General features: G+C 64.3%; 17 protein-coding genes. 9 read left to right on the top strand and 8 right to left on the bottom strand.

Translation table 11 applies throughout. The features are described from left to right. Positions 1-194 precede the first annotated feature (194 nt). Together ASF84_RS07265 and ASF84_RS07260 are read left to right on the top strand one after the other, a co-directional pair. Positions 195-1,286 (top strand): XAC2610-related protein, encoded by a 1,092-nt coding sequence (locus tag ASF84_RS07265; RefSeq protein WP_056836742.1) that lies wholly within the window; start codon positions 195-197, stop codon positions 1,284-1,286. Positions 1,287-1,389: 103 nt separating this feature from the next. Then, positions 1,390-2,043, top strand: coding sequence for a hypothetical protein (locus ASF84_RS07260; protein WP_056836740.1), 654 nt, complete (start codon positions 1,390-1,392; stop codon positions 2,041-2,043). An 87-nt stretch (positions 2,044-2,130) separates the two neighbouring features. Here the strand turns inward: ASF84_RS07260 and ASF84_RS07255 are convergent, their stop codons facing one another. The 6 genes from ASF84_RS07255 to rutA form a co-directional block, all read right to left on the bottom strand. Then, a complete protein-coding gene (locus ASF84_RS07255; RefSeq protein ID WP_056836737.1) occupies positions 2,131-2,892 on the bottom strand; it encodes an SDR family NAD(P)-dependent oxidoreductase in 762 nt (253 codons plus the stop codon). Between the two features lie 216 nt (positions 2,893-3,108). Beyond that, positions 3,109-3,606 (bottom strand): NADH-dependent FMN reductase RutF, encoded by a 498-nt coding sequence (gene rutF / locus ASF84_RS07250; protein WP_056836735.1) that lies wholly within the window; start codon positions 3,604-3,606, stop codon positions 3,109-3,111. Further along, positions 3,603-4,397, bottom strand: a complete 795-nt coding sequence (rutD, locus tag ASF84_RS07245) for a pyrimidine utilization protein D (RefSeq protein ID WP_201783671.1) — start codon at positions 4,395-4,397, stop codon at positions 3,603-3,605. Before rutD ends, rutF begins: the two co-directional genes overlap by 4 nt. 8 nt (positions 4,398-4,405) lie before the next feature. After that, positions 4,406-4,798, bottom strand: coding sequence for a pyrimidine utilization protein C (gene rutC / locus ASF84_RS07240; protein WP_056836732.1), 393 nt, complete (start codon positions 4,796-4,798; stop codon positions 4,406-4,408). A 31-nt stretch (positions 4,799-4,829) separates the two neighbouring features. Further along, complete coding sequence (gene rutB, locus ASF84_RS07235) at positions 4,830-5,576, bottom strand: pyrimidine utilization protein B (protein WP_082481417.1); 747 nt, start codon at positions 5,574-5,576, stop codon at positions 4,830-4,832. Further along, positions 5,573-6,697, bottom strand: coding sequence for a pyrimidine utilization protein A (rutA, locus tag ASF84_RS07230; RefSeq protein WP_056836730.1), 1,125 nt, complete (start codon positions 6,695-6,697; stop codon positions 5,573-5,575). Before rutA ends, rutB begins: the two co-directional genes overlap by 4 nt. Before the next feature lie 363 nt (positions 6,698-7,060). Here rutA and rutR point away from each other — a divergent pair, with 363 nt between their 5' ends. The 7 genes from rutR (at position 7,061) to ASF84_RS07195 (ending at position 14,705) form a co-directional block, all read left to right on the top strand. Next, positions 7,061-7,762 carry an HTH-type transcriptional regulator RutR gene (rutR, locus tag ASF84_RS07225; RefSeq protein ID WP_056836787.1) on the top strand — a complete coding sequence of 234 codons (702 nt, stop codon included), beginning with the start codon at positions 7,061-7,063 and terminating at the stop codon, positions 7,760-7,762. A 30-nt stretch (positions 7,763-7,792) separates the two neighbouring features. Continuing rightward, positions 7,793-8,845, top strand: a complete 1,053-nt coding sequence (locus ASF84_RS07220) for a PDDEXK nuclease domain-containing protein (protein ID WP_056836727.1) — start codon at positions 7,793-7,795, stop codon at positions 8,843-8,845. A 272-nt stretch (positions 8,846-9,117) separates the two neighbouring features. After that, positions 9,118-10,221, top strand: a complete 1,104-nt coding sequence (locus ASF84_RS07215) for a BMP family ABC transporter substrate-binding protein (RefSeq protein WP_056836726.1) — start codon at positions 9,118-9,120, stop codon at positions 10,219-10,221. Then, positions 10,218-11,723, top strand: coding sequence for an ABC transporter ATP-binding protein (locus ASF84_RS07210; RefSeq protein ID WP_056836724.1), 1,506 nt, complete (start codon positions 10,218-10,220; stop codon positions 11,721-11,723). The genes ASF84_RS07215 and ASF84_RS07210 overlap by 4 nt, the downstream gene beginning before the upstream one ends. Next, positions 11,716-12,831 (top strand): ABC transporter permease, encoded by a 1,116-nt coding sequence (locus ASF84_RS07205; protein WP_056836722.1) that lies wholly within the window; start codon positions 11,716-11,718, stop codon positions 12,829-12,831. Before ASF84_RS07210 ends, ASF84_RS07205 begins: the two co-directional genes overlap by 8 nt. After that, on the top strand, positions 12,831-13,757 hold the full coding sequence (locus ASF84_RS07200) for an ABC transporter permease (RefSeq protein WP_056836721.1): 927 nt from the start codon (positions 12,831-12,833) through the stop codon (positions 13,755-13,757). Before ASF84_RS07205 ends, ASF84_RS07200 begins: the two co-directional genes overlap by 1 nt. A 174-nt stretch (positions 13,758-13,931) precedes the next feature. Further along, the gene (locus ASF84_RS07195) at positions 13,932-14,705 is read left to right on the top strand and encodes an outer membrane protein OmpK (RefSeq protein ID WP_056836718.1); all 774 of its coding nucleotides are present in this window, start codon (positions 13,932-13,934) and stop codon (positions 14,703-14,705) included. Between the two features lie 262 nt (positions 14,706-14,967). Here ASF84_RS07195 and hhe read toward each other — a convergent pair whose 3' ends face one another. Both hhe and ASF84_RS07185 read right to left on the bottom strand, forming a co-directional pair. Continuing rightward, on the bottom strand, positions 14,968-20,724 hold the full coding sequence (gene hhe / locus ASF84_RS07190) for a DUF4011 domain-containing anti-phage protein Hhe (RefSeq protein ID WP_236709384.1): 5,757 nt from the start codon (positions 20,722-20,724) through the stop codon (positions 14,968-14,970). Between the two features lie 376 nt (positions 20,725-21,100). Next, entirely contained in the window at positions 21,101-21,979 is an 879-nt protein-coding gene (locus ASF84_RS07185; protein WP_056836716.1) for a transporter, read from the bottom strand. Positions 21,980-21,991 lie beyond the last annotated feature (12 nt).

The raw sequence follows: 21,991 nt of genomic DNA, 5'->3' as shown, positions 1-21,991 counted from the left end.
GCTTGCCCGCGACCGAGTGCGCAGCGCTCGCAAAATCTGCGAAACGCCACACATTTACGATCTGAAAATCTGCGAAACGCCACAATTTTACGACTGCTAACGCAGCCGGTCGCGGGCAAGCGCGCTCCTACAGCCGGTCCAGTGTTTGCCAGGCGACAGCGCGTCACGCCATCCCCATCGACAGGAATCAAGTCATGCCGTTTTCAATCACCCAACGCACCCTCACGCTGCTAGCCGGCCTGCTGCTGTCGATGAGCGCCAGCGCCATCATGCCAGTCACCGGTTATGGCGAAATGGATGTGCCCGCCTTCGAGGCGACCGCCCGCAAGACCTACGCCTTGCAGGATTTTTCGAAACAGTACCGCGCCACTCTGGAAATCGCCGACAACGACGAAGTGTTCCGCCCCGGCATCATCCGCGTCTTCGACCGGCAAAATCCCGCGCCGCTGTTCGAGGTCCGTTCCGATGAGCTGGTGCTGGACGTCAACCCCGGCGGTGAGGTCAAGGCCAATGTCCAGCAACTGCCGTATGGCGAGCAGAGCGTGCTGATCTACCAGGACTTCAACTTCGACGGCATCAAGGACCTGGCGGTCATGGACGGCCAGAACAGTTGCTACCACGGGCCTTCGTTCGAGGTGTTCGTCGGCACCGAGAACGGCTTTCGCCACAGCGCTGCCTTCACCCAGCTGGCGCAGGACTACTGCGGCCTGTTCCAGGTCGACGAACAGGCCCGTCGCGTGAAGACCATGACCAAGGACGGTTGCTGCACCCACTGGTTCGCCACCTACATCATCAAGGACGGCGAGCCGGTCATGGAGCGTGAGACGGTGATCGACCAGACCAGCTCCTCGGGCCTGGCCCGCGAAAGCCGATCGGTGAACCGCAACGGCAAGATGGTCGCGGATGGCGTCGAGCGCACGCTCTGGGAAGACGACGAGCAGCGCCAGGAGCTGCTGGCGTTCCGGCTGGCGCCGTCCGGCAAGCGCATCGTCCTGTTTCGTTCGGCCCCCGGCGAACAGGTGTATTACGCGGCGGTCGACAGCAAGAACGAGGTCAGCCTGCTGTATCCCGAACAAGAGACCGAGCGGTTTGAGCTGGACAGTAGCGCACAGGTGCTCAGCTTTGTGCGTGGCGACACCACTTACCGCATCCTGGGCGATGCGCAGGGGGCGGTGAAAGGCATGGACGTGGTGATCCGTGGCAAGACCACCGCACTCAAGGTGCAGCCTGGCTCGTCCAGGGGGTCGCTGGCACAGGTGCAGGAGGCGTTGAAGGCCGCCCCATGACCTGAGGCGCTGCGTCGGTAACATGTACCCCCAACACAATCGTTGGGCCTGGCCCCTAAAGGGCGTACATTTCGTTACCGACCCAGGACTTCAAGGAAGTGCCATGATCCGTCAGCCGATCCGCGATGCGGTGTTAAGCCTGACCACCCGCCTGGTCGAAGAATGTCACCCACAGGTGGCGCAGCAGCACAGCGCCGAGCTGGCCCGTTACGCCCGGCTCAACTGCGCCTGCGACGCCCTGGAGTCTTTCCATGGGTTGCGCCCCCGGGCCGACGACGATGCCTTTGATGTGCTGTCGGCCCGTCGCGCCCAACACGCCGACCTGATCGCTGCGGCCAACCTGCAGGCCTGGGAGCAGCAGGCACCGCCGGGTTTGTACCTGGCCATTCCGTATTTCTCCCGCTGCTCGGACAAGCAGCCGGTGTGGCTGGTCAACCGCAGCGAGCAGCGCATCACTTACCTGGGCCGGCGCCTGTATGCCTTTGCCAGCACCGACGACGGCATCGATGAGTACCAGCGTTCGGGCAATGCCTTTGCCGATGGCATCGCCGGCTCCGCCGAACTGGCACCGGGCGGGCGCTTGCAGATCGAGCAGTATTCCATGAGTTTCGACGGCGATTTTGTCAGCAACCGCCGGGTCATTCTGCTGATCGACGGCGAGCGCAGCGAATGGCTGACCAGCATCTCCAAGCTCGGCGGTTATTTATGGGATGAAGAGCGGCGCGGCCTGCACCGGCTGGAGCGCGGCGAACGGTAGGAGCGACTTTGGCCGCGAAGAGGCCTGCACGCTCCTGACCGCTAACGACCAAGCGTTAGCCGCATGCGTCCGTCAGATTTATGAGGCTCACACGTCACGATCGATCGCATAGCCCGACCAGGCCTGGCGCACCGGCACGATTTCCAGGCGGTTGATATTGATGTGCGCCGGCAGGCTGCACACATGCACGATCTGTTCGGCGATGTCTTCGGCGCGCAGCGGCGTGGTGTTGCCGTACAGGGTGTCGGACGCGGCCTGGTTGCCCTTGGTGCGCACCAGGGTGAATTCGGTTTCGGCAATGCCCGGCGCGATATCGGTGACGCGCACACCGGTGGCGATCAGATCACAACGCAGGTTGTAGCTGAACTGGGTGACAAAGGCCTTGCTGGCGCCATACACATGCCCGCCGGGGTAGGGCCAGGCACCGGCCACCGAGCCGATATTGATGATGCTGGCGCCTGTGCCGGTCTCCAGCAGCAACGGCAGCACGGCGTGGGTGACGTTGACGAGTCCTGTGATATTGGTGTCGATCATGGTGTGCCAGTCCTGCAGGCTGACCTGCTGGGCAGGCTCCGGTGCCAGGGCGAGACCGGCGTTGTTGATCAGGGCATGAACGCGGCGAAAGCCGTCCGGCAGCGCATCGACCACCTGCCTGACGGCCTCGGCATCGCGTACGTCCAGCGCGGCGACATGCACCGGCACCTGCGCCGCCAGTTCGTCCTGCAGCGCGTGCAGGCGCTCCAGGCGCCGTCCGCTGAGGATCAACGACCAGCCCGCCTGAGCAAAGCGCCGCGCCGTGGCCCGACCAAAGCCGGACGTGGCACCCGTAATAAAGACAACCTTGTGCATATGAACCTCTATGGGGCCTGTAGGAGCGCGCTTGCCCGCGACCGGCTGCGTTAGCAGTCGTAAATTTTCAGCGTTTCATAAATTTTGAATGCGTCCACAGTTCAGTATTTGTGGCGTCTGGCAAATTTTGCGAGCGCTACGCACTCGGTCGCGGTGGTCCGGCATTCCGGCAAGCGCGCTCCTACCCGGGTGCCAATGGATTTTGTGCCGACCCGCTCAGGCGCTGGCCTGCAGCTCGTGGTACTGGCGGTTGAAGTAGATCAGGCTCTGCGCCTGCTCACTGGTGGTAATCGCCATCACTTCGCACACCAGCACGTCGTGGGTGCCGACTTCGGTGATCTGGCTCAGGCGGCAGTCGAACGACACGCTGGCCTCTTGCAGAATCGGCGAGCCGGACGGTCCCAGGGTCCAGCGGGCCGCGGCAAAGCGTTCGGCCATGGGCGTCTTGCCGCCGAACAGGTTGGAGATTGCCTGGTGGCCGGCGCCGAGTACGTTGACGCACAACACGCCATTGGCCTTGAAGGTTTCGTACACCGACGCGCTGCGGTTCAGGCACACCAGCAGGCTGGGCGGCTCGTCGGTGACGCTGCACACCGCCGACGCGGTAAAGCCGGCGCGCCCGGCCGGGCCATCGGTGGTGATGACGTTGACGGCGGCGCCCAGGCGCGCCATGGCGTTGCGAAAGTCGCTCTTGCTGGGTTCGAAACCGGTCATGGCGTGGCCTCTGCGGTGGGCTGGACGGCGAGAAACGACAGCAGCGCGGCGTTGAAGTCATCGGCTGCGGTGAGGTTATGGGCATGCGCGCCGTGGTCGACGGTATGCAGCGTGGCATGGGGCAAGTGCTGCGCCAGGTACTGCGAACAGGTCCAGGGCACCAGCACATCGTCCCGGGCGGTGCTGACCAGCGTCGGCGTGGTGATCGTGGCCAGGCGCTGCGCCACATCGAACGCGCGCAAGGCACCAATGCGGGCCTTCATGGTGGCGGCTCCCGGAAAATGCGCACAGGCATGCTCCACCTCGGCCTGTACCTGCTCGGCGTGAGCAACGCACCAACTGGCCGGGTACAGAAAGATCGGCTGTGCCTCGACATAGGCCCGCGGGCCCAGTGCATCGAGCAACCCCAGCCGCGCCTCGAAGCAGCGCGCCGAGTGCGGGTTGGGCTGCGACCAGGCGTTGATCAGGGTCAGGCTGCGCAGGCGTGTCGGTGCCTCGAGCGCCAGTTGCAGGCCGACCAGGCCGCCCAGGGCATGACCGACGAAGTGGCAGCGCTCAGTCTGCGTAGCCTCCAGCACCGCGTGCACATCATCGGCCATGTGCTTGATCCGGTAGCCATCGGGCAGGGCTTGCAGGCTGCGGCCGGTGCCGCGCTGGTCGTAGGCGATGACCCTGTAGCCGGCCGCGACCAGCGCCGGTATCTGCAACGACCAGTAGCCGGCCGAGCCGCCCAGGCCCGACGACAGCAGCACCGCTTCAGCGTCGGCCGGCCCGTGAACTTCGGTGTACAGGCTCATGCTCAAGCGCCTTTGCCGAGGTGCGCCACGCTGGCGATTTCAATCAGGGCATCAGGCTTGACCAGTCCACACTGGATGCAATACCGCGCCGGCTTCTCACCGGGAAAGAACTCGGCGTACACCGTATTGATGGCCGCGTAATCCTCCCAGTGACGCAGGAACACATGGTTGAAAGTCACGTCATCCATCGTGCCGCCCGCGGTCTCGATCACGCGCTTGATGGTGTTCAACACATGGCGCGTCTGCGCGGCGGCATCGCCCACATGCACGACGTTATTGTCATGGTCGAAGGGCAGGGTGCCGGACACATACAGGATGTTGTCGGCCAGGGTGCCGGGCACGAACGGCGCCAGTGGGGTGCCGGTGCCGGGCGGGGTAATGATGGTCTTGGGCATGGGGGCGTCTCCGGAATGAACAATGAACGGATCAGTTGGCGGTCACGGCGCTGACAAAGTGGTCCACCGTGGACACCCAGCCAAAGAAGGTCTCGATGTTGTAGACCGAGCTTGATTGAATCACCGCACCGCCCAGTTCATGGGTGGCGTCTTCGAGCATCACGCCGAAGTACTCAAGGTGAAAGGCATCGCGCAGGGTGGCCTCGACGCAGACATTGGTGGCAATGCCGGTGAACACCAGGTTCCTGATGCCGCGGGCGCGCAGGGTGCTGTCGAGCGTGCTGTTGAAGAAACCGCTGTAGCGGGTCTTGGGCACCACCAGGTCGCCCGGTTGCGGGGTGAGTTCATCGACAATCTCGTAGTCCCAGCCGCCCTTGGCCAGAAAGCGGCCCTGCAGCTCGGGGTACTTGCGCATGGTTTTCAGGGCGTTGGACTTGTACCAGTTGGGCGAGCCGGGGCCACCGGCCTCGACATAGCCGGCGTCCCAGCCGTTTTGCAGGTACACCACGCTGAGGCCGGCGGCCCGCGCCGCCTCCAGGGCCTGGCCGACCCTGGCGATCACCGAACGGGCACCGGAAATGTCAAAGCCGGCCGAGTCGACATAGCCGCCCGGCGAGGCATAGGCATTCTGCATGTCGACTACCACCAGCGCGGTGTTCGAGGCGTGCAGGTACAGAGGCTCGGGGCGGGCGCTCAGCACCCAGGGCTGGCCGCCGCCGGCCTCGGCGATGCCGGCCGGCGTGGTCGAAGAAATCGTCACGTTCTTTTCAGTGCTCATGAGGCCGCTCCCACACTCAGGTTAATGGCCGGCTGGCCGACCTGTGACGGCACTGGGGTCAGTGCGTCAAGGCGGCTTTTCATCAGCGGCTGGATGCGCTGGCCGAAGGCTTCGACCCCCTCGACAAAATGGTCGAAGGTCAGCAGTACGCCCTCGGTGCCTTCGACTTCGGCCACTTCGTCGAGCATGCGGGCAATGGATTCATACGAGCCCACCAGGGTGCCCATGTTGATATTGACCGCCGAGGTCGGGTCGGCCATTTGCCGCACGTTGCTGTCGGCCTTCTTGTCGACTGCGCCTTGTACGCCCAGCCAGGCCACCGCTTCTTCGTCGACCCCGGCCTTGTAGTGCTCCCACTTGGCGCGGGCGGCTTCGTCGGTCTCGTCGGCGATGACCATCATCAGGACGAAGGTGCTGACATCACGCCCGGTCAGGCGGCTGGCTTCGATCAGTTTCTGCGCGGCGGGGGCGAAGGCCTTGGGGGTGTTCACGCCTTTGCCAAAGCAGAAGTTGTGGTCGGCATGCCGGGCCGAGAACTCCATGCCGGCATCGCTTTGCCCGGCGCAGATGACCTTCATGTCGGCCTGCGGACGCGGGCTGACGCGGCAGTCGTCCATCTGGAAGTGCGCGCCCTTGAAGTCGGACTGGCCGGTGGCCCACAGATCGCGCAGCACCTGGATGTACTCGGACAGGTACTCGTAGCGGTTGCCGAAGAATTCGTCGCCCGGCCACAGGCCCATCTGCGAATACTCCGGCCGCTGCCAGCCGGTGACCAGGTTGACGCCGAAGCGGCCGTTGGCAATGGAGTCGACCGTGGCGGCCATGCGCGCCACGATGGCCGGTGGCAGCACCAGCGAGGCGGCGGTGGCGAACAACTGGATGCGGCTGGTGACCGCTGCCAGCCCGGCCATGAGCGTGAAGGACTCCAGGTTGTGGTCCCAGAACTCGGTCTTGCCGCCAAACCCGCGCAACTTGATCATCGACAGCGCGAAGTCGAAGCCGTAGTGCTCGGCGGCCAGGGTGATCTGTTTGTTCAGCTCGAAAGTCGGTTTGTATTGCGGTGCGTTTTCGGAAATCAACCAGCCGTTATTGCCAATCGGGATAAAGATACCAATCTTCATAATCCTCTCCATGCGCTTCGCAAGCCAGGTGCATGCGTCTCGAATGGTGTTTTGCAGGTGTCGTGCCAGTTATTTTTTACTGTTTTATATCAATGGCTTGGATTGTTTTATGCGTTTTTGTTGGACCATTTGGTCTGTTTTGGATCGTTTGATGTGCCCGCTCTTGAGGCGAGACGCCGGGGGTGTGGAACATTAGCGGGCATTTTCAGGCCGCTATGCCATGCGCCGTTGCCCCGTAGTCCGTCGCCCACAGACAACCCTGATACACTCGCGCCTTCATTCGGGCTGACGGTTCTGGCTGTGAACAGTAAATCCATCGACGACGTGCAGGCGCCCCAGGCGCCGGCCAAAAAGAAGACGCAGGTGAAGAAGGCGGCAGTCAAAAAGACCGACAAGCCGGCACCCAATGCCAGGGCGAAAACCCCGCGGGCCATGAGCCCCACCTCCGAACAACGCCGCCTGCAACAGATCAAGGCCAAGCGCGAGTCGATCATCCAGGCCGCGCTCGAGCTGTTCTCGCAGTTCGGCATGCACGGCACCAGCCTGGACCAGGTCGCTGTGGCAGCCGATGTGTCCAAGACCAACCTGCTTTATTACTTCGCCAGCAAAGAGGCGTTGTACACCCATGTGCTGCAGCACCTGCTGGACATCTGGCTGGTGCCGCTCAGCGGCTTTGACGCCGCGCAGGACCCGCTTGAAGCCATTGGCAACTTCATTCGCGTCAAGCTGGAGCTGTCGCGTGACCACCCCGCCGAGTCACGGTTGTTCTGCATGGAGATCATGCAGGGCGCGCCGCTGATCAAGGCCCAGCTGGAGCAGGCGCTGCGCGAGATGGTGGCGCGCAAGGTCGAGGTGATCCAGGGCTGGATCGATGCCGGCCGGCTGGCGCCGGTCGACCCCTACCACCTGATCTTCTCGATCTGGAGCACCACCCAGCATTACGCCGACTTCAGCACCCAGGTGCAGGCCATCACCGGCAAGACCCTGGCGGACCCTGTGTTTTTCGACGAGGTGCTGGGCAATCTGCGCACGCTGATTTGCCAAGGCATCGCGCCACGGCCCTGACCTGTCTTCAAGAACCACGAGGGAAACGCCATGAGCGATACCCCTGTCAACCTGAGCCCGCCACCTGAAGGCTACGGCGATTGGCTGACCGAGCTTAAATACCGTATCCATACGGCCCAGCAACGTGCCACCCTGGCGGTGAACCGCGAATTGGTGCTGCTTTACTGGCAGATCGGTCACGATATCCTGACCCGGCAGACACAGCAGGGCTGGGGCGCCAAGGTCATCGAACGCCTGGCGCAGGATTTGCGCGCCGCCTTTCCCGATATGAAGGGCTTCTCACCGCGCAGCCTCAAGTACATGCGCGCCTTTGCCCAGGCATGGCCGGACGCGGAGTTTGTGCAAGGGGTGCTTGCACAATTGCCTTGGTATCACCAGTTAGCGTTACTGGACAAACTGCCCGGCCCCGAAACGCGCCGCTGGTATGCCGCCAAGGCCATCGAACATAACGGGTCGCGCAACATTCTGGTGATGCAGATCGAGGCCCGTCTGCTGGAGCGCAGTGGCAAGGCCGTCAGTCACTTCGAGAGTCACCTTCCCCAGGCGCAGTCTGATCTGGCTCGCGAATCGCTGAAAGATCCTTATCGCTTCGATTTTCTCGGCCTGACCCTTGAGGCGCAGGAGCGTGAGATCGAAAACGCTCTGGTCAGGCATGTCACCGAGTTTCTACTGGAACTGGGCGCAGGCTTTGCCTTCGTCGGTCGGCAGGTGCTGCTCGATGTGGGCGGTGACGAGTTCTTCATCGACCTGCTGTTCTATCACCTCAAGTTGCGCTGCTATGTAGTGATCGAACTCAAGGCCGGCAAGTTCAAGCCCGAGCATCTGGGCCAGCTGGGTTTTTACCTCACGGCCGTCGATGCCCAGCTCAAGCACCCACAGGATGGCCCTACGATTGGCCTGCTGCTGTGCAAGAGCAAGAACAAGGTCGTGGCCGAATATGCCCTGCGGGACAATGCCCGCCCCATCGGTGTGGCGGAGTATCAGTTGGTGGAATCCCTGCCGGCAGAGCTGCAAACCAGCTTGCCCAGCATCGAACAGATCGAGCGTGAGCTGGCAGGTGGTGACAGCGATGATTCGCCATGACGGGTCAGCCTTGCATTGATTGCTGAGGTTCTCAGGTGCAGGTCCGCCGTATGGCGGCCTCTGCCCGCTTCTCGTGCGTCCTGCACAAACTGAGTGCTCCGAACCGGACCATTTGATCCGTTATATCGCCTTTAATTTAACAACCTGATGATTTTAAAGGCTTATTTTTTGTGGCATGGAAGCTGCTATTGCCTCTGACATGCTGAGCCAGAGGGCCCGCCGGGTCAGCATTGCTCTGTCAATCATTCGCCTACCATCAGGAAAACGACTTTATGTTCAGGACTGTTTTGCAGGGGACGTTGTGTGCAGCCATGGTGCTCGGCGGTGCGGCGGGCCAGGCTCAGGCGCAAGAGGCCCAGGGGCTGACCCTCAAGGGGCCGGCGAAGATTGCCATGGTCTATATCAGCCCGCGCAATGACGGTGGCTGGACCCAGGCGTTCGACGAGTCGCGGCTCAAGCTGGAGAAAGAACTGGACCAGAAGATCCAGTTCGTCGAAAGCGTGCCGGAAAATGCCGCCGCCATCACCCCGGTGGTGGACCGCCTGATCGCCCGGGGCGCCAATATCATCATCGGCACCGCCTTCGGGTATTCCGACACCTTCCTGGCGCTGGCGAAAAAATACCCCGACGTCGCCTTTCTCAACGGTTCGGGCACCACCAACGCCGCCAACCTCGAATCCTTCTACGGGCGCACCTATGAAAGCCAGTACCTGTGCGGCATGGCTGCCGGGGCGGTGTCGAAATCCGGCAAGCTGGGATTCGTAGCGGCCAACCCCTTCGGCCAGGTCAACTGGACGGTCAATGCCTTCGAACTGGGCGCCCGTGAGATCAACCCGGCGGCCACGGTCACGGTGGTCTACACCGGCGCCTGGAACGACCCGGTCAAGGAGCGCGCAGCAACCATGGCGCTGATCGACAACGGCGCCGACGTGATCGGCCAGCACGTCGACAGCCCGACCCCGCAGATCGTGGCGCAAGAGCGTGGCGTGCACGGCACCGGTCACCACCGTGACCTCAGTGAATTCGCACCCAGGGCCACGGTGTGTTCGTCGATGTGGGTGTGGGACCGCTTTCTGGCGCCGGAGCTGAAAAAGGTCATTGCCGGCCACTGGGTGCCAGCCCCTGACGGCGCCTTGCTGTCGATGGCGCAGGGCGGCACCGACATCAGCCTGACCGCCGATCCGGTCATCGATGCCGCCAGCCGCGAGAAGATCCAGGCCGCACGCGCCGAGCTGCTGGCGGGCAAGAAAATCATCTACAGCGGGCCGATGGCCGACCGCGACGGCCAGGAACGCCTCAAGGCCGGCCAGGTCATGAGCGACCCTGATCTGTGGAAAATGGACTGGTTCGTCAACGGCGTGATGACGCAGCGATGAAACAGGTCAATGCGCTGCAACTCACCGGTATCAACAAGTCGTTCGACGGTTTCCAGGCCCTGACCGATGCGCACTTCACCGCGGCCTGGGGCGAGGTGCATGCGCTGCTGGGTGAAAACGGCGCCGGCAAGTCATCGCTGATGAACATTGCCGCCGGGCTCTATGCCCCCGAAACCGGCAGCCTGCTGATCGACGACAACCCGGTGCGGCTCAACGGCCCACGCGAGGCGGCGCGCCACCGGATCGGCATGGTGCACCAGCACTTCAAGCTGGTGAAACCCTTCACCGTGGCGCAGAACATCCTGCTGGGCCTGCCGGCGCAACCCTCGTCTGGCAGCTACCGCCAGCGCTTGCAGGCGCTGGAGCAGCAGATCAGTGCCAAGGCCCGGGAACTGGGCTTTGTGCTGGACCCGCGCCAGATTGTCGAACACTTGTCGGTGGCCGAGCAGCAACGGGTGGAAATCCTCAAGGTGCTGTTGGCCGGGGCGCGCATCCTGATTCTCGACGAACCCACCGCCGTGCTCACCGACCAGGAGGCCGAGCGCCTGCTGGGCACGGTGCAGGCCTTTGCCCGGCAAGGGGCGGCGGTGGTGCTGGTGACGCACAAGATGACCGATGTGAAACGCTTTGCCGACCGGGTCACGGTGATGCGCGGTGGCCGCACGATTCAGACCCTGGTGCCGGACAGCGTCAGTGTCGAAGAACTGGTGCGCCTGACCGTCGGGGAGTCGACCCGCGCCGGTTATCAGCCGGGACCGGCACCGGGCGCGGTGCGCCTGCAGGTGCGTGGCCTGCGCAGCCCCGGGTCGTTGAAGGGGGTCGACATGAGCCTGCGGGCCGGGCAGATCTACGGCATTGCCGGGGTCGGCGGCAATGGTCAGGGCGAGTTGGCCAATGCACTGATGGGCCTGGCGCAACCCACTGAAGGTGAGATCCACCTGGAAGGCTTTGGCGACCTGCGCCAGGCCAGCCCCGAGCAGCGCCGTGACCTGCGCATTGCTTCGATTCCTGCCGACCGCTATGGCGCCGCCCTGGCCGGCTCGCTCAGCGTGGCCGAGAACTTCGGCATCGGCCATGTGCACAGCGGCCGCTACGGCTCCTGGCTGCGCCTGTTCGGCAAGCGTATGCAGGCCGATGCGGCCGCTGCCGTCAACGATTTCGACGTGCAGGGCGTGCGCTCGCTGGCGCAGAACGCTGCGCTGTTGTCCGGCGGCAATGCGCAGAAGCTGGTGATTGCCCGCGAATTCAGCCGCGACCCGCAACTGGTCGTGGTCCACAGCCCCAGCCGTGGCCTGGACGTGCGTGCCACCCAGGCGGTGCATGCCCGCTTGCGCGCCGCCCGTGACGGCGGGGCGGCGGTGCTGGTGATCAGCGAAGACCTGGACGAGGTCATGGCCCTGGCCGACCGCATCGGGGTCATGAACAGCGGGCGTATCGTCGCCGAGTTCGACCACCCGGCCGACCGCCAGGCCATCGGCAAAGCAATGGTGAGCCATGACTGAAACCACTCTGAATCCAGCCATCACACCCCCACGGCAACCCTTGCTGGGGCGCCGCTACACCCTGGAAATCCGCCAGCAACTGGCCTGGCCGTGGCAGGCGCTGATCATCGCCCTGGCCTTGTTGTGCGGGGTGGCGATCTGCACCGTGATCCTGCTTGGTGCCGGGGTGCCGGCCGGCGAGCTGCTCAATGAGTTTGTGGTGCAGACCCTGTTCGATGCGCAGAACTTTCGCGCCGTGCTGTTCCAGGCCGCGCCCATGATCATGGTCGGCCTGGCCGGGTGCATGGCGTTTCGGGCGCGCTTCTGGAACCTGGGCCTGGAGGGGCAGATGATCTGGGGGGCCATTGGCGCCACGGCGGTGTCGTTGTTCGAGATCGGCCCTGAGGCCCTGCGCCTGCCGCTGATGATGCTCGCGGCCATGCTGTGCGCCATGCTCTGGACCCTGGGCCCGGTGCTGCTGAAGTTGCGGCTCAAGGTCAACGAGATCATCTCGACCCTGATGCTCAACTACATCGCCGCCAATGTCCTGCTGCATCTGGTGTACGGCAGCTGGAAAGACCCGCGTGACAACTTCCCGTACTCGCCGCCGTTCAAGGCGTTCGAGCGCCTGCCCGACCTGGTGGCCGGCTACAACCTGGCCATCTTCATGGCGCTGTTGATCGCGGTGTTCACGCTGTGGTTCGTCGGCGTGTCACGGGCCGGCCTGTACCTGCGCTTTGTCGACGCCAACCTGCGGGTGGCCGGCGCGGTGGGGGTGCCGGTGCGGCGGATGATCATTGGCACGGTGTTGCTGTCGGGCGCGCTGGCAGGACTGGCCGGGTTTGTCGCCACGGCCGGGCAGGAAGGGCGCCTGACCCAGTCGTTCTACCAGGGCTATGGCTTTTCCGGAATTCTCATCGCCTTTCTGGCGCGCAATAACCCGGCAGCGGCCACGGTAGTGGCGCTGCTGATCGCCTTGCTGTTCGTGGCCGGGCGCAACCTGCAGGTGTTCTACCAGATCCCGTTTTCGATGGTGCAACTGATCCAGGCGATCCTGGTGATCTGCGTGGCGTGCTCGGACTTTTTCATTCGCCACCGCGTGCGGCGTATTCAGGCGGGGGACTGCTGATGGAGCTGTTGACTCACTGGTTGGGCAATGCGCCTGACTTTGCGGTGCCTTTTGCCCTGGCGGCGCTGGGGCTGATCATCACCGAGCGCGCTGGCGTGCTGGCCCTGGGCGCCGAAGGGCTGATGCTGGTGGGGGCGCTGGCCGGGGTCGGCCTGCAACTGACCCTGGGCCTGAGCGGCCTGTCGCTGGGCGCCTCGATGCTGGCGGCGGCGGCCGTTTCATTGTTGTTTGCGCTGATGGTGCTGGTGCTGCGCATCAACCAGGTGATCGCCGGGCTGGCGCTGGTGTTCTTCTGCCAGGGACTGACCGGGTTGCTGGGCACCGTGCTGGGCTGGACCAACCGGCCGGTCAGCGGCCTGCAGGCGGTGGAGCTGTGGCCGCTGTCGGAGTTGCCGCTGGTGGGCAAGGTGTTCGTGCAGAACCCGGTGGTGTTTCTGACCCTATTGATCTTTGTCGCCGTGGTGTGGCTGTTGCAGGCCACCCAGACCGGCCTGCGCTTGCGCGCGGTCGGGGAAAACCCGCAGGCCGCCGATGCCGCCGGCATTTCCGTGCTCGGTTACCGGCTGGCGGCCATTGTGCTGGGCGCGGCGCTGATCGGCCTGGCCGGCGGCTATGTCGCGGTGTTGAGCACCAAGATGTGGATCGCCGACATGATGGGCGGCCGCGGCTGGATTGCCGTGTCACTGGTGATCTTTGCCCGCTGGTCGCCGTGGCGGGCGCTGGCCGGTGCGCTGTTGTTCGGCAGCATCGAGGCCTTGATTCCGCAACTGGCCGCCGCCGGCGTGCGCCTGCCGCAGTATTTCGTGCTGATGACACCGTACGCGGTGACCTTGCTGGTGATGGTCTGGGTGGCGCAGGCCAGTCACCCGTCGCGCAGCCAGCCGGGCGCACTGGGCGAGCCGTTCATTCGCGAGGAACGCCGCTGATCCAGAACCCGTAGGACCCGTAGGACCGGCTTTAGCCGGGAACAGGACACCTTGTCATTTCGCGGTGAATGCTTTCGCGGCTGAAGCCGCTCCTACGCGCGTCCGACCCAACAATAAGAAACGTATACACCTGCCTATCACCCCTGATCCAGAACCCTCGGAGCAAGACCTCTCATGACGTGCACTGCAAAATTCCTGATGTTGGCGGGCGGCCTGCTCGTGGCCGGAGAAAGCCTGGCGGGCGACACCTTGTTGTGGCACGACGAGAGCCTGACCTACCTCAACGGTATTGATTTCAAGGTCGACCCGGCCCGGCAGCAGACCGTCACCTTCGAGCACGCCAGCGGCTGGAGTGTCGGCGACCTGTTCCTGTTCGTCGACACCATCAAGTTCAATGGCGAGGCCACCAACGGCGCCGGCGACGGCCATACCTTCTATGGCGAGATCAGCCCGCGCCTGTCGCTGGGCAAGCTGACCGGCACCGACCTGTCGTTCGGTATCGTCAAGGATGTGCTGATCTCGGCCACCTACGAGTTCGGCGAGGATGACGTCGACGCCTACTTGCTGGGGCCGGCGGTGGACCTGAACCTGCCGGGCTTCGATTATTTCCAGATCAACACCTACCTGCGCCAGACCGACGGCAAGCGCGACGGCGACGGCGTGTGGCAGATCACCCCGGTCTGGAGCTACACCGTGCCGGTGGGCAACTCTGACCTGGTGATCGACGGCTTCATGGACTGGGTGGTCGACAACGATAAAAGCTACCACGCCAACCTGCACTTCAACCCGCAGGTCAAATACGACCTGGCCAAGGGCATGGGCTGGGGCAAGAAATTCTATGTGGGGGTGGAGTACGACTACTGGAGCGACAAGTACGGCATCCGGGACAGCCAGGTGTTCACCACCAACCAGAGCGCCATCAGCCTGCTGCTGAAGGCGCATTTCTGACCCGGCTATTACGCCGCGCGCTCCCTACACCGCGCGCCCCCTACACCGCGCGCCCCCGTAGGAGCGCGCTTGCCGGAATGCCGGACCACCGCGACCGGCTGCGTAGCAGTCGTAAAATTTCAGCGTTTCGCACATTTTGAATGTGTTCACAGTCATGAATTTGTGGCGTTTCCGAGATTTTGCGAGCGCTACGCACTCGGTCGCGGGCAAGCGCGCTCCTACCAGTGGTCCGGGGTTGCAAGCAGTCCGGGGTTGCAAGTGGTCAGGCGGTGTCGCTGATGAGGGTCAGCACATCATCGATAAACCGCGTCTCCTCGGGGTCGGTGCCGTCGCGCAGGTAACCGGGTATGTGTTGCTGGTAATCGCTGCGGTCGGCCGGTTTGCTGTCCAGCAGGGCTTCGAGCATCGCCGGGCGTAGCAGGCGGCGGTGTTCGGGGGTGTCCGGCAGGGCCGGGCGGATGATGTGCTGGTCCAGGTACACCAGTTTCTCGCGCAGGTCGCTGCCACCCTTGAGGGTGATTCGCTCGGCGTGCTGGCTGTATTCCTCGGCCACCAGGCGGATCATCTCTTCTTCGGTGGTGGGCTGTGCTTCAGGCGCGGCAGGCTCAGTGCGCAAGGTGGCCAGCTCTTGCAGGATCGTCTCCAGTTGCAGGCGCGCATTGCGGAACCAGTCCACCGACCAGATGCGGCGGATGCGCCAGCCCAGTTGCTCCAGCACGCTCTGGCGCAGACGATCGCGGTCGCGGGCCGACTTGGCCGAGTGGTAGGCGGCGCCATCGCACTCGATGCCCATCAGGTAGCGGCCCGGCTGGCCAGGGTCGCGCACGGCCAGGTCGATGAAGAACCCGGCCACGCCCACCTGGGCTTCACACTGATAACCATGACGCTCCAGCGCCTCGATCACCGACACCTCGAAGTCGCTGTCCGGCGCCTTGCCGGTTTCACGCACATGCGGCATGCGCCCGGATTCGGCAAAGTGCAAAAAGTCGCGCAGTGCCTGCACGCCACGGCTGGAGGTGCCGGTGATCAGCACGTCGCTGGCGGTGAACGAGGCAAACACCTGCATGCGCTTCTTCGAGCGGGTGAACAACACGTTCAGGCGGCGCCAGCCATCGGTGCCGTTGATCGGGCCGAAGCGCTGCGGCACCGTGCCGCCGGCTTCCACCGGCCCGTAGGTGGCGGAAATGTAGATGACATCGCGTTCATCACCCTGGACGTTTTCCAGGTTCTTGATGAACAGCGGCTCGTCGCCTTTTTCATTGTGGTCGCGGGCGCTTTGCAGGGCCGGGTTCTGCTTGGCCAGGTGCTCCAGCGCCCGCTCGATCTGCTCGGCCTGCTTGATGTTCATCGCCACCACCCCCAGCGATTCCTCGGGGTTGTGCAGCAGGTGATGCTCGATGGCCTTGGCCACCACCTCGGCTTCTTCGCGGTTGCGTTGCTCGACAAAACGGCCGCGCTCGACGCGGGCGAACTTGACGCCGAACTCCGGCGACTCGCGGTGCGGCGAGGGGTAGACCACCAGGTTGCTGTCGTAGAACGCCTGGTTGGAAAAGGCGATCAGGCTTTCATGGCGCGAGCGGTAGTGCCAGCGCAGGCGGCGCAGGCGGAACAGCGGCATGGCCGCCTCCAGGATGCTCTCGGAGTCCTGCGCCACCGAGCGCTCGGGGTTTTCTTCGTCGTCGTCATCGCCCTGGCGGGCAAAGAAACTGGTGGGCGGCAACTGTTTGGGGTCGCCCACGACCACCAGCTGGCTGCCGCGCGAAATCGCGCCCAGCGCCTCTTCGGGCCGTACCTGCGAGGCTTCGTCCATGATCACGATGTCAAAGTGCACCTTGCCGGCGGGCAGGTACTGCGCCACGGCCATCGGCGACATCATGAAGCACGGCTTGAGCGCTTGCAGCGCTTCGGTTGCCCGCAGCATCAGGGCGCGAATCGGTTCGTGACGGGTCTTCTTGCCGGCCTCGTGCTTGAGCAGGGCAAGCTGGGTGCGTTCCTTGACCTTGCCGGAGTTGTTGCCCTCCGGCACCTTGTTGCGGTCGATCTGCGCCGCCACCTGCTGGCGTTGCAGGCGGGTCAACTGGCTGTCGATTTCCGCAAAGCGGGCACGAATGGCTTCCTGGTCCTTGCCCGAGAACTGCCCCAGCGCCGGATTGGTTTCCAGGATCTGCCGCGACCACAGGTCGGTGAGCCCCAGCAGGCAGGCGTCGCGGGTGTGCTCGGCCAGAACAGTGCGGTTCTCGACCAAACGGATGACCGCCTCGAAACCCAGGTCGGCCAGGCGCTTGCGCAGGCGGCGGTATTCCAGCCAGTGCTCCAGCAGCGGTTCGTGATCGGCGGCGCGTTGCAGGCGCAGGCGCAACGCAGCCAGGTCGTCGCGGTCCAGCGCTCCCCACCATTCGGGCTCATCGAGCTGCGCGCTGGCGATGAACTCGCCCAGTGTTTGCCGGGCGTGCGCCAGCGCGGCGGCCAGCGGCTCGCTCAGTGCGTGCCAGTCCTGCACACGTTGCTCGGCCTGGCGCGGCGTGCCGCCGGCCAGTTGCGCCAGCAGCCGCGGGCGAATCGACAGGTTCATCAGCGGGCTGGCCAGCGCCACGGTGTGCTGCCAGGCCTGCAAGCGGACACGGGCGTTGGCGAGCTGATCCAGACGCGGCAGCTGCTCTTCGCCCAGGCATTCGCGCATCGCCAGGTTGTTTTGTTGGGCGTGGGCCAGTTCCTGCCAGATCTCCAGGGCCTTGGCCAGTTTCAACACCCGGGCGGTGGTGGGCTGTTGTTCTTTCACCAGCGCCAGGAGCGTGTTCAGCGCACCACCGAGTTCACTCACCAGGTGCGCGTACAGGCCCTCGGCGCCAAGCAGGTCGGCGGACTTCAGCGCATGGGCGTCCAGCGGCAGGGCGCTTTCCAGGCGGGTGCGGTGGTTCAGCACGTCGCCCAGGTAGGTTTGCTGGGCACCGACATCGGCCTGCAACAGCTCCAGGGTCTGGCTGCTTTCTTCCAGCAGGTACTGCGCGACCCAGACCGTGGCGCCGAAACCGCGGCCACAGCGGTCGCGCAAGGTGCGATACCAGTGACGCAGGGCGAGCAGGTCGTCGACCCGGGTGTCGCGGCCCTTGAACAGCTCTTCAAGCGTGTCGCGGTACAGCGCATGGGTGTTGAGCCGCTGCAGGCTGCGCTTGTAGGCGATGCTGTCAGGCAGCGCCTCACGCGCCGCCGCGAGCTTGACGCCGGGGCGCACCATGCCCAGCACTTCGGCCTTGGCCGCACGCCAGTCGCTCTTGAGCCAGGCCAGCAGCGAGTCGTCGGCCAGCACCCGTTGCAGGTCTTCGAGGCGGGTGTGGTCGGGCAGGCGTTCGAGGCTGAAGGTTTCAGCGGTCTGCGTTTCAAGGCGCTGGATGTCGGCGATCAGGTGCTGCAGCTCGGGCAACACGCTGTCCATCGCCGCCTGTTCAAAGCGCTTGTGGCGCAGCCCGGCCACGCCGGCCGGCAATTGCCGCAGCAGATCAAGCAGCAGGTCAAGGTGCTCAAGGCCCTGTTTGTCGGTCTTGAGCGTCTGGCCGGTGGCGGTGCGGTTGATCGTCTGCAGCAACTGCGCAGTGGGCGCGGCGCCCGCCAGCAGGTCGCGGGTGGCTTGGGTCAGGTCGAGCAGGTCATCGAGTTTCAGGCTGTCGCTGTCGTTGTGCCGATGGATGTGCGCGCACGCCTGCTTGAGGGTGTCGACGGTGGTGCCTGAGTCAATGGCCTCGACGGCCAGCGAGCGGGCCAGCAGTTGCCGTTGCTCCAGCAACTTGTCCATGGCCTGCAGCCAGGCCTGGAGCGCGGCACAGCGGGCCGCGTCGAGGCGCTCGATCAGCGCCCAGTCTTCATCGCCCTTGGGCAACGGCACGGCGGCCAGCGCCTGGGCCAGTTGCTCAAGCGTGCTCAGCGAGGCGCTGGTGATCTCGGCAGCCTCAAGCTGGCCGGCGGCCGTGGTGCGGGCGCTGTCGAGTTGCACCAAGGCCGCGATGGCTTGCTGCAACTGTTGCAGCAAGGCGGTGCGTTCCAGACCGGTGAGTTGCGTCAGCGTGCAGCCAAACCACGGGTGTGTGGCCAGCTCGCCGGTGGGCCCGGCCTCGGCGGCGGTCTTGCTGTAGAGGTGGGTGAAGTAGCCAGCCTGTTCATTGATCTCGTTGCGGTCGAGCCCCTGCACCTGGGCCGGGTGCACATCGGCCGGGCGCAGGCCCAGCTCTTCGCGCAGGCGCGTGGCCTGCATCAGGATCTGGTGCGCGCTCAGGCCGCTGTCTTCGTGGAGCGCGTGCAGTTGCTTGACGTGGTCGTTGAGCTGCTGCTTGAGGCGCTCGTAGTTGGCGATCAGCGCCTGCAATTGCTCCGGTGGCAGGTAGCTGCCCTGGCTGCTGATGCGCTGGCCGATGCTGGCGGCCACGGCGCTTTTCTGGCTCTTGTGGCTGTGCAATTCCAGGCAGAAATCACCGAGGCCGGCGCGGGTCAGACGGTTTTTCACCACCTCCAGGGCGGCACGTTTCTCGGCCACGAAGAGGATCTTCTTGCCCTGGGCCAGGGCCGCCGAAATCATGTTGGTGATGGTCTGCGACTTGCCGGTGCCAGGTGGGCCTTCGATGACTAGGTTCTCGCCGCGCATCACATCGATCAAGGCGCTGTGCTGTGAGCTGTCGGCGTCGTCGATCAGCGGGAACTGCTGATGCACGTCCGGCAGTTCGTCGATGGCGTGCTCGCTGCTGAAACTGCCGCCCGCAGAGCCAGAACCTGCCGTGTGGTCTTCTTCGGTGGCAGCGCTGCCGGACAGGCCGGTCAGGCGCTGCACCAGCGCATTCTGCAACAGGGCCGGGTTCTTCTCCGGCTCCAGGTCCAGGTACATCATCAGCTTGCCGAACTCGAACAGGCCCAGCGAGGCGTAGCGGTGCAGCTTCCAGTCGGGTTTGGTTTCCAGCAGGGTGTTCTGCACGTGGGCGAAATAGGTTTCGGGCAGCAGGTCTTCGGTGATGCCCGGCAGCGCCAGGCCGAAGTCGCGGCGCAGTTTTTCCTGCAGCGACAGGTTGGTCAGGATGTCTTCGCCGCTGTAGTGCATCTCATAACTGAAGGTGGCGGTCCTGGCATTGAGCTTGCCCTTTTCCAGGCGCACCGGCAGCAGCATCAGCGGGGCCAGGCGCGGGCTGTTCTTGCCGGCGATGGATTCGTCCCACTCCAGGAACCCCAGCGCCAGGTACAGGATATTGGCGCCGGTCTCTTCCTGCGACAGCCGCGCCTGCGCGTGCAGGGTTTGCAGGCGCGCCTCCAGCTCGCCGGGGTAGTACAGCGTCTGCAGGGTGTTGTCGGTGTGCTTCTTGTCTTCGCTGTCGGTGCCGTCGGGGTGTGGCAGCGGCAGATCGTATTCGGTGTTGATCCCTGAGCACATGGCCCAGGCTTCGCTGCTCGGCGGTTTCTTGAGCTCGCTGACACTGCCCGAGGCGGCGTCGTATTTCAGGTAGCCCTGGTCGATCAGTTGCCGCTCGGTGGGCTCGGGGATCGCGGCAAAGCGCAGCGTGGTTTCGTCGAGCAGGGCGGTGAACAACTGATCGGGCAATTCGTCGACCAGGCGCACGAAGCGTTTGGAGCGGGCATGGGAAAAGTTGAGCAGGCGGTTGCGGGCGCTGAGGTCGAGCAGGCGACCACGCAGTTTTTCCATGCTGCCCGGGGTTTCGAAGGCGGGCTCGGGCAGGTCGTCGGGTGGTTCTGGGGTGACCGGCTCTTGTTCGTCTGGCGTGGGCTGGTCCGTCAGCGACACCGCGTCGCCGTCTTCGCCCATGCGGTACAGCCAGCCCTTGGCGATCAATTCGTCGCGGATGGTTTCATAGGTGACGTCATCGACCTCAAGACCATAGGCCGCCGCCTTCTGCGCCAGCCGTTGCTGCAATGTTGTGTTGATCACCGCCGAGCCGTCCCGGGGCACCTGCGCGAGCATCAGGTCTTTGAGCAGGTTGCGTTCATCCATGGTCAACGGCCGGCCGGCCGTGGGTTGCGCGGTCATGTGTTTTGTCTACCGGAAAAAAGATGGAGCCCATGCAGACCGAACGTATCGGTGGGGCGATCAAGCGGAGCTTGCGATGGGCTACACAGTAACGACTGCGGGTAGTCTTGCAAAGTGTTTCACCGACGCGGCCGGGGCGTGGCTTATGGAGGCCGACGAGACGGCACCCTGTTATGCATCAAAGACTGGACCGGCGTAGGAGCGCGCTTGCCCGCGACCGAGTGCGCAGCAGTCGTAAAATTGTGGCGTTTCGCAGATTTCGAATGTGTTCACAGCTGTAAATGTGTGGCGTTTCGCAAATTTTGCGAGCGCTGCGCACTCGGTCGCGGTGGTCCGGCATTCCGGCAGAGCGCGCTCCTACCGGGGTGTACGGGGGTCAGAAGAGCTTGGTCAGGCGCAGGTTGAGCCGGGCTTTTTCCTTGAAGCCTTGTTCCACCTCCAGGTCCTTGCCCAGCACGGCCTGCACCTGCACGGTCTGGGTCAGCATGTGGGTGGCGCTGAAGCGGATGTACTGGGTGCCGAGGGCGTCGTCCTGGTCGACGTTGTCGAGCCGGGTCTTGCCGCCGTCGACATAGCCGCCGCCAAAGGCCAGGTGGGTGCCGGGCGAGAGGTGGTAGCGCAGGTAGGCCTGGTATTCGTAGCGCGGTTTTTGCTTGAGGGTGACGCCGTCCGGGCCGGCATCGGTGTTGCGGCCGAACCACGACACGTCGGCGGCGGTGTCCAGCGCCCAGTCAGCGTTGAAGTGGTGGATATAGGCCGCTTGCAGCAACAGCCGCCAACGGTTCTCACCCAGGTTCAGCGGGTCGTTGCGCTCGTAGCTGCCGGTGGGCAGGTACAGGTAAGGCCCCAGGGAAAAGACATCCTTGTGCGCCGTGTCCAGCGTCCACTTGACCGGTGCGCCGAGGATCAGGTCGCCGGTGCCGGTGGTCTGCCCCAGGGCGCGGGCATCACCTCCGGCTTTCAGGCGGCCATAAGGCAGGATGAACTGCGGCTCGAACGAGGCCGTGGGGCTGAGCGGCACCGACTGGATATAACGCAACAGCGCAACATCGGTCTTGAGTTTGAAATCGTCCGAGACCTTATGGCCGTTGCGGTAGAAGTCCGAGCTTTCGCTGTGCTGGGCGTACAGGATCAGCGCGCCCATGCCGGGCGGCAAGGGCTCGTAGTCGCCGGCAGTGATCTCCAGCGCCTGGCTGGCGGTGGCGCAGCACAACAGCGAGGCGCCGGCCAGGGTGTGACGGGTGAGGTACGGCATGGTCGTTCTCCT

This window comes from Pseudomonas sp. Leaf127, from assembly GCF_001423155.1.
Classification (GTDB): domain Bacteria; phylum Pseudomonadota; class Gammaproteobacteria; order Pseudomonadales; family Pseudomonadaceae; genus Aquipseudomonas; species Aquipseudomonas ovata.
Note: the sequence above shows the minus strand (reverse complement) of the source record. Positions and strands in the feature narration are given on the sequence as shown.

Excerpts from the sequence above, each read along its gene's own strand:
- ASF84_RS07265 (WP_056836742.1), top strand. The coding sequence starts at position 195 with ATGCCGTTTTCAATCACCCAACGCACCCTCACGCTGCTAGCCGGCCTG.
- ASF84_RS07260 (WP_056836740.1), top strand. The coding sequence starts at position 1,390 with ATGATCCGTCAGCCGATCCGCGATGCGGTGTTAAGCCTGACCACCCGC.
- ASF84_RS07255 (WP_056836737.1), bottom strand. The coding sequence starts at position 2,892 with ATGCACAAGGTTGTCTTTATTACGGGTGCCACGTCCGGCTTTGGTCGG.
- rutF (WP_056836735.1), bottom strand. The coding sequence starts at position 3,606 with ATGACCGGTTTCGAACCCAGCAAGAGCGACTTTCGCAACGCCATGGCG.
- rutC (WP_056836732.1), bottom strand. The coding sequence starts at position 4,798 with ATGCCCAAGACCATCATTACCCCGCCCGGCACCGGCACCCCACTGGCG.
- rutB (WP_082481417.1), bottom strand. The coding sequence starts at position 5,576 with ATGAGCACTGAAAAGAACGTGACGATTTCTTCGACCACGCCGGCCGGC.
- rutA (WP_056836730.1), bottom strand. The coding sequence starts at position 6,697 with ATGAAGATTGGTATCTTTATCCCGATTGGCAATAACGGCTGGTTGATT.
- ASF84_RS07220 (WP_056836727.1), top strand. The coding sequence starts at position 7,793 with ATGAGCGATACCCCTGTCAACCTGAGCCCGCCACCTGAAGGCTACGGC.
- ASF84_RS07215 (WP_056836726.1), top strand. The coding sequence starts at position 9,118 with ATGTTCAGGACTGTTTTGCAGGGGACGTTGTGTGCAGCCATGGTGCTC.
- ASF84_RS07210 (WP_056836724.1), top strand. The coding sequence starts at position 10,218 with ATGAAACAGGTCAATGCGCTGCAACTCACCGGTATCAACAAGTCGTTC.
- ASF84_RS07205 (WP_056836722.1), top strand. The coding sequence starts at position 11,716 with ATGACTGAAACCACTCTGAATCCAGCCATCACACCCCCACGGCAACCC.
- ASF84_RS07200 (WP_056836721.1), top strand. The coding sequence starts at position 12,831 with ATGGAGCTGTTGACTCACTGGTTGGGCAATGCGCCTGACTTTGCGGTG.
- ASF84_RS07195 (WP_056836718.1), top strand. The coding sequence starts at position 13,932 with ATGACGTGCACTGCAAAATTCCTGATGTTGGCGGGCGGCCTGCTCGTG.
- hhe (WP_236709384.1), bottom strand. The coding sequence starts at position 20,724 with ATGACCGCGCAACCCACGGCCGGCCGGCCGTTGACCATGGATGAACGC.
- ASF84_RS07185 (WP_056836716.1), bottom strand. The coding sequence starts at position 21,979 with ATGCCGTACCTCACCCGTCACACCCTGGCCGGCGCCTCGCTGTTGTGC.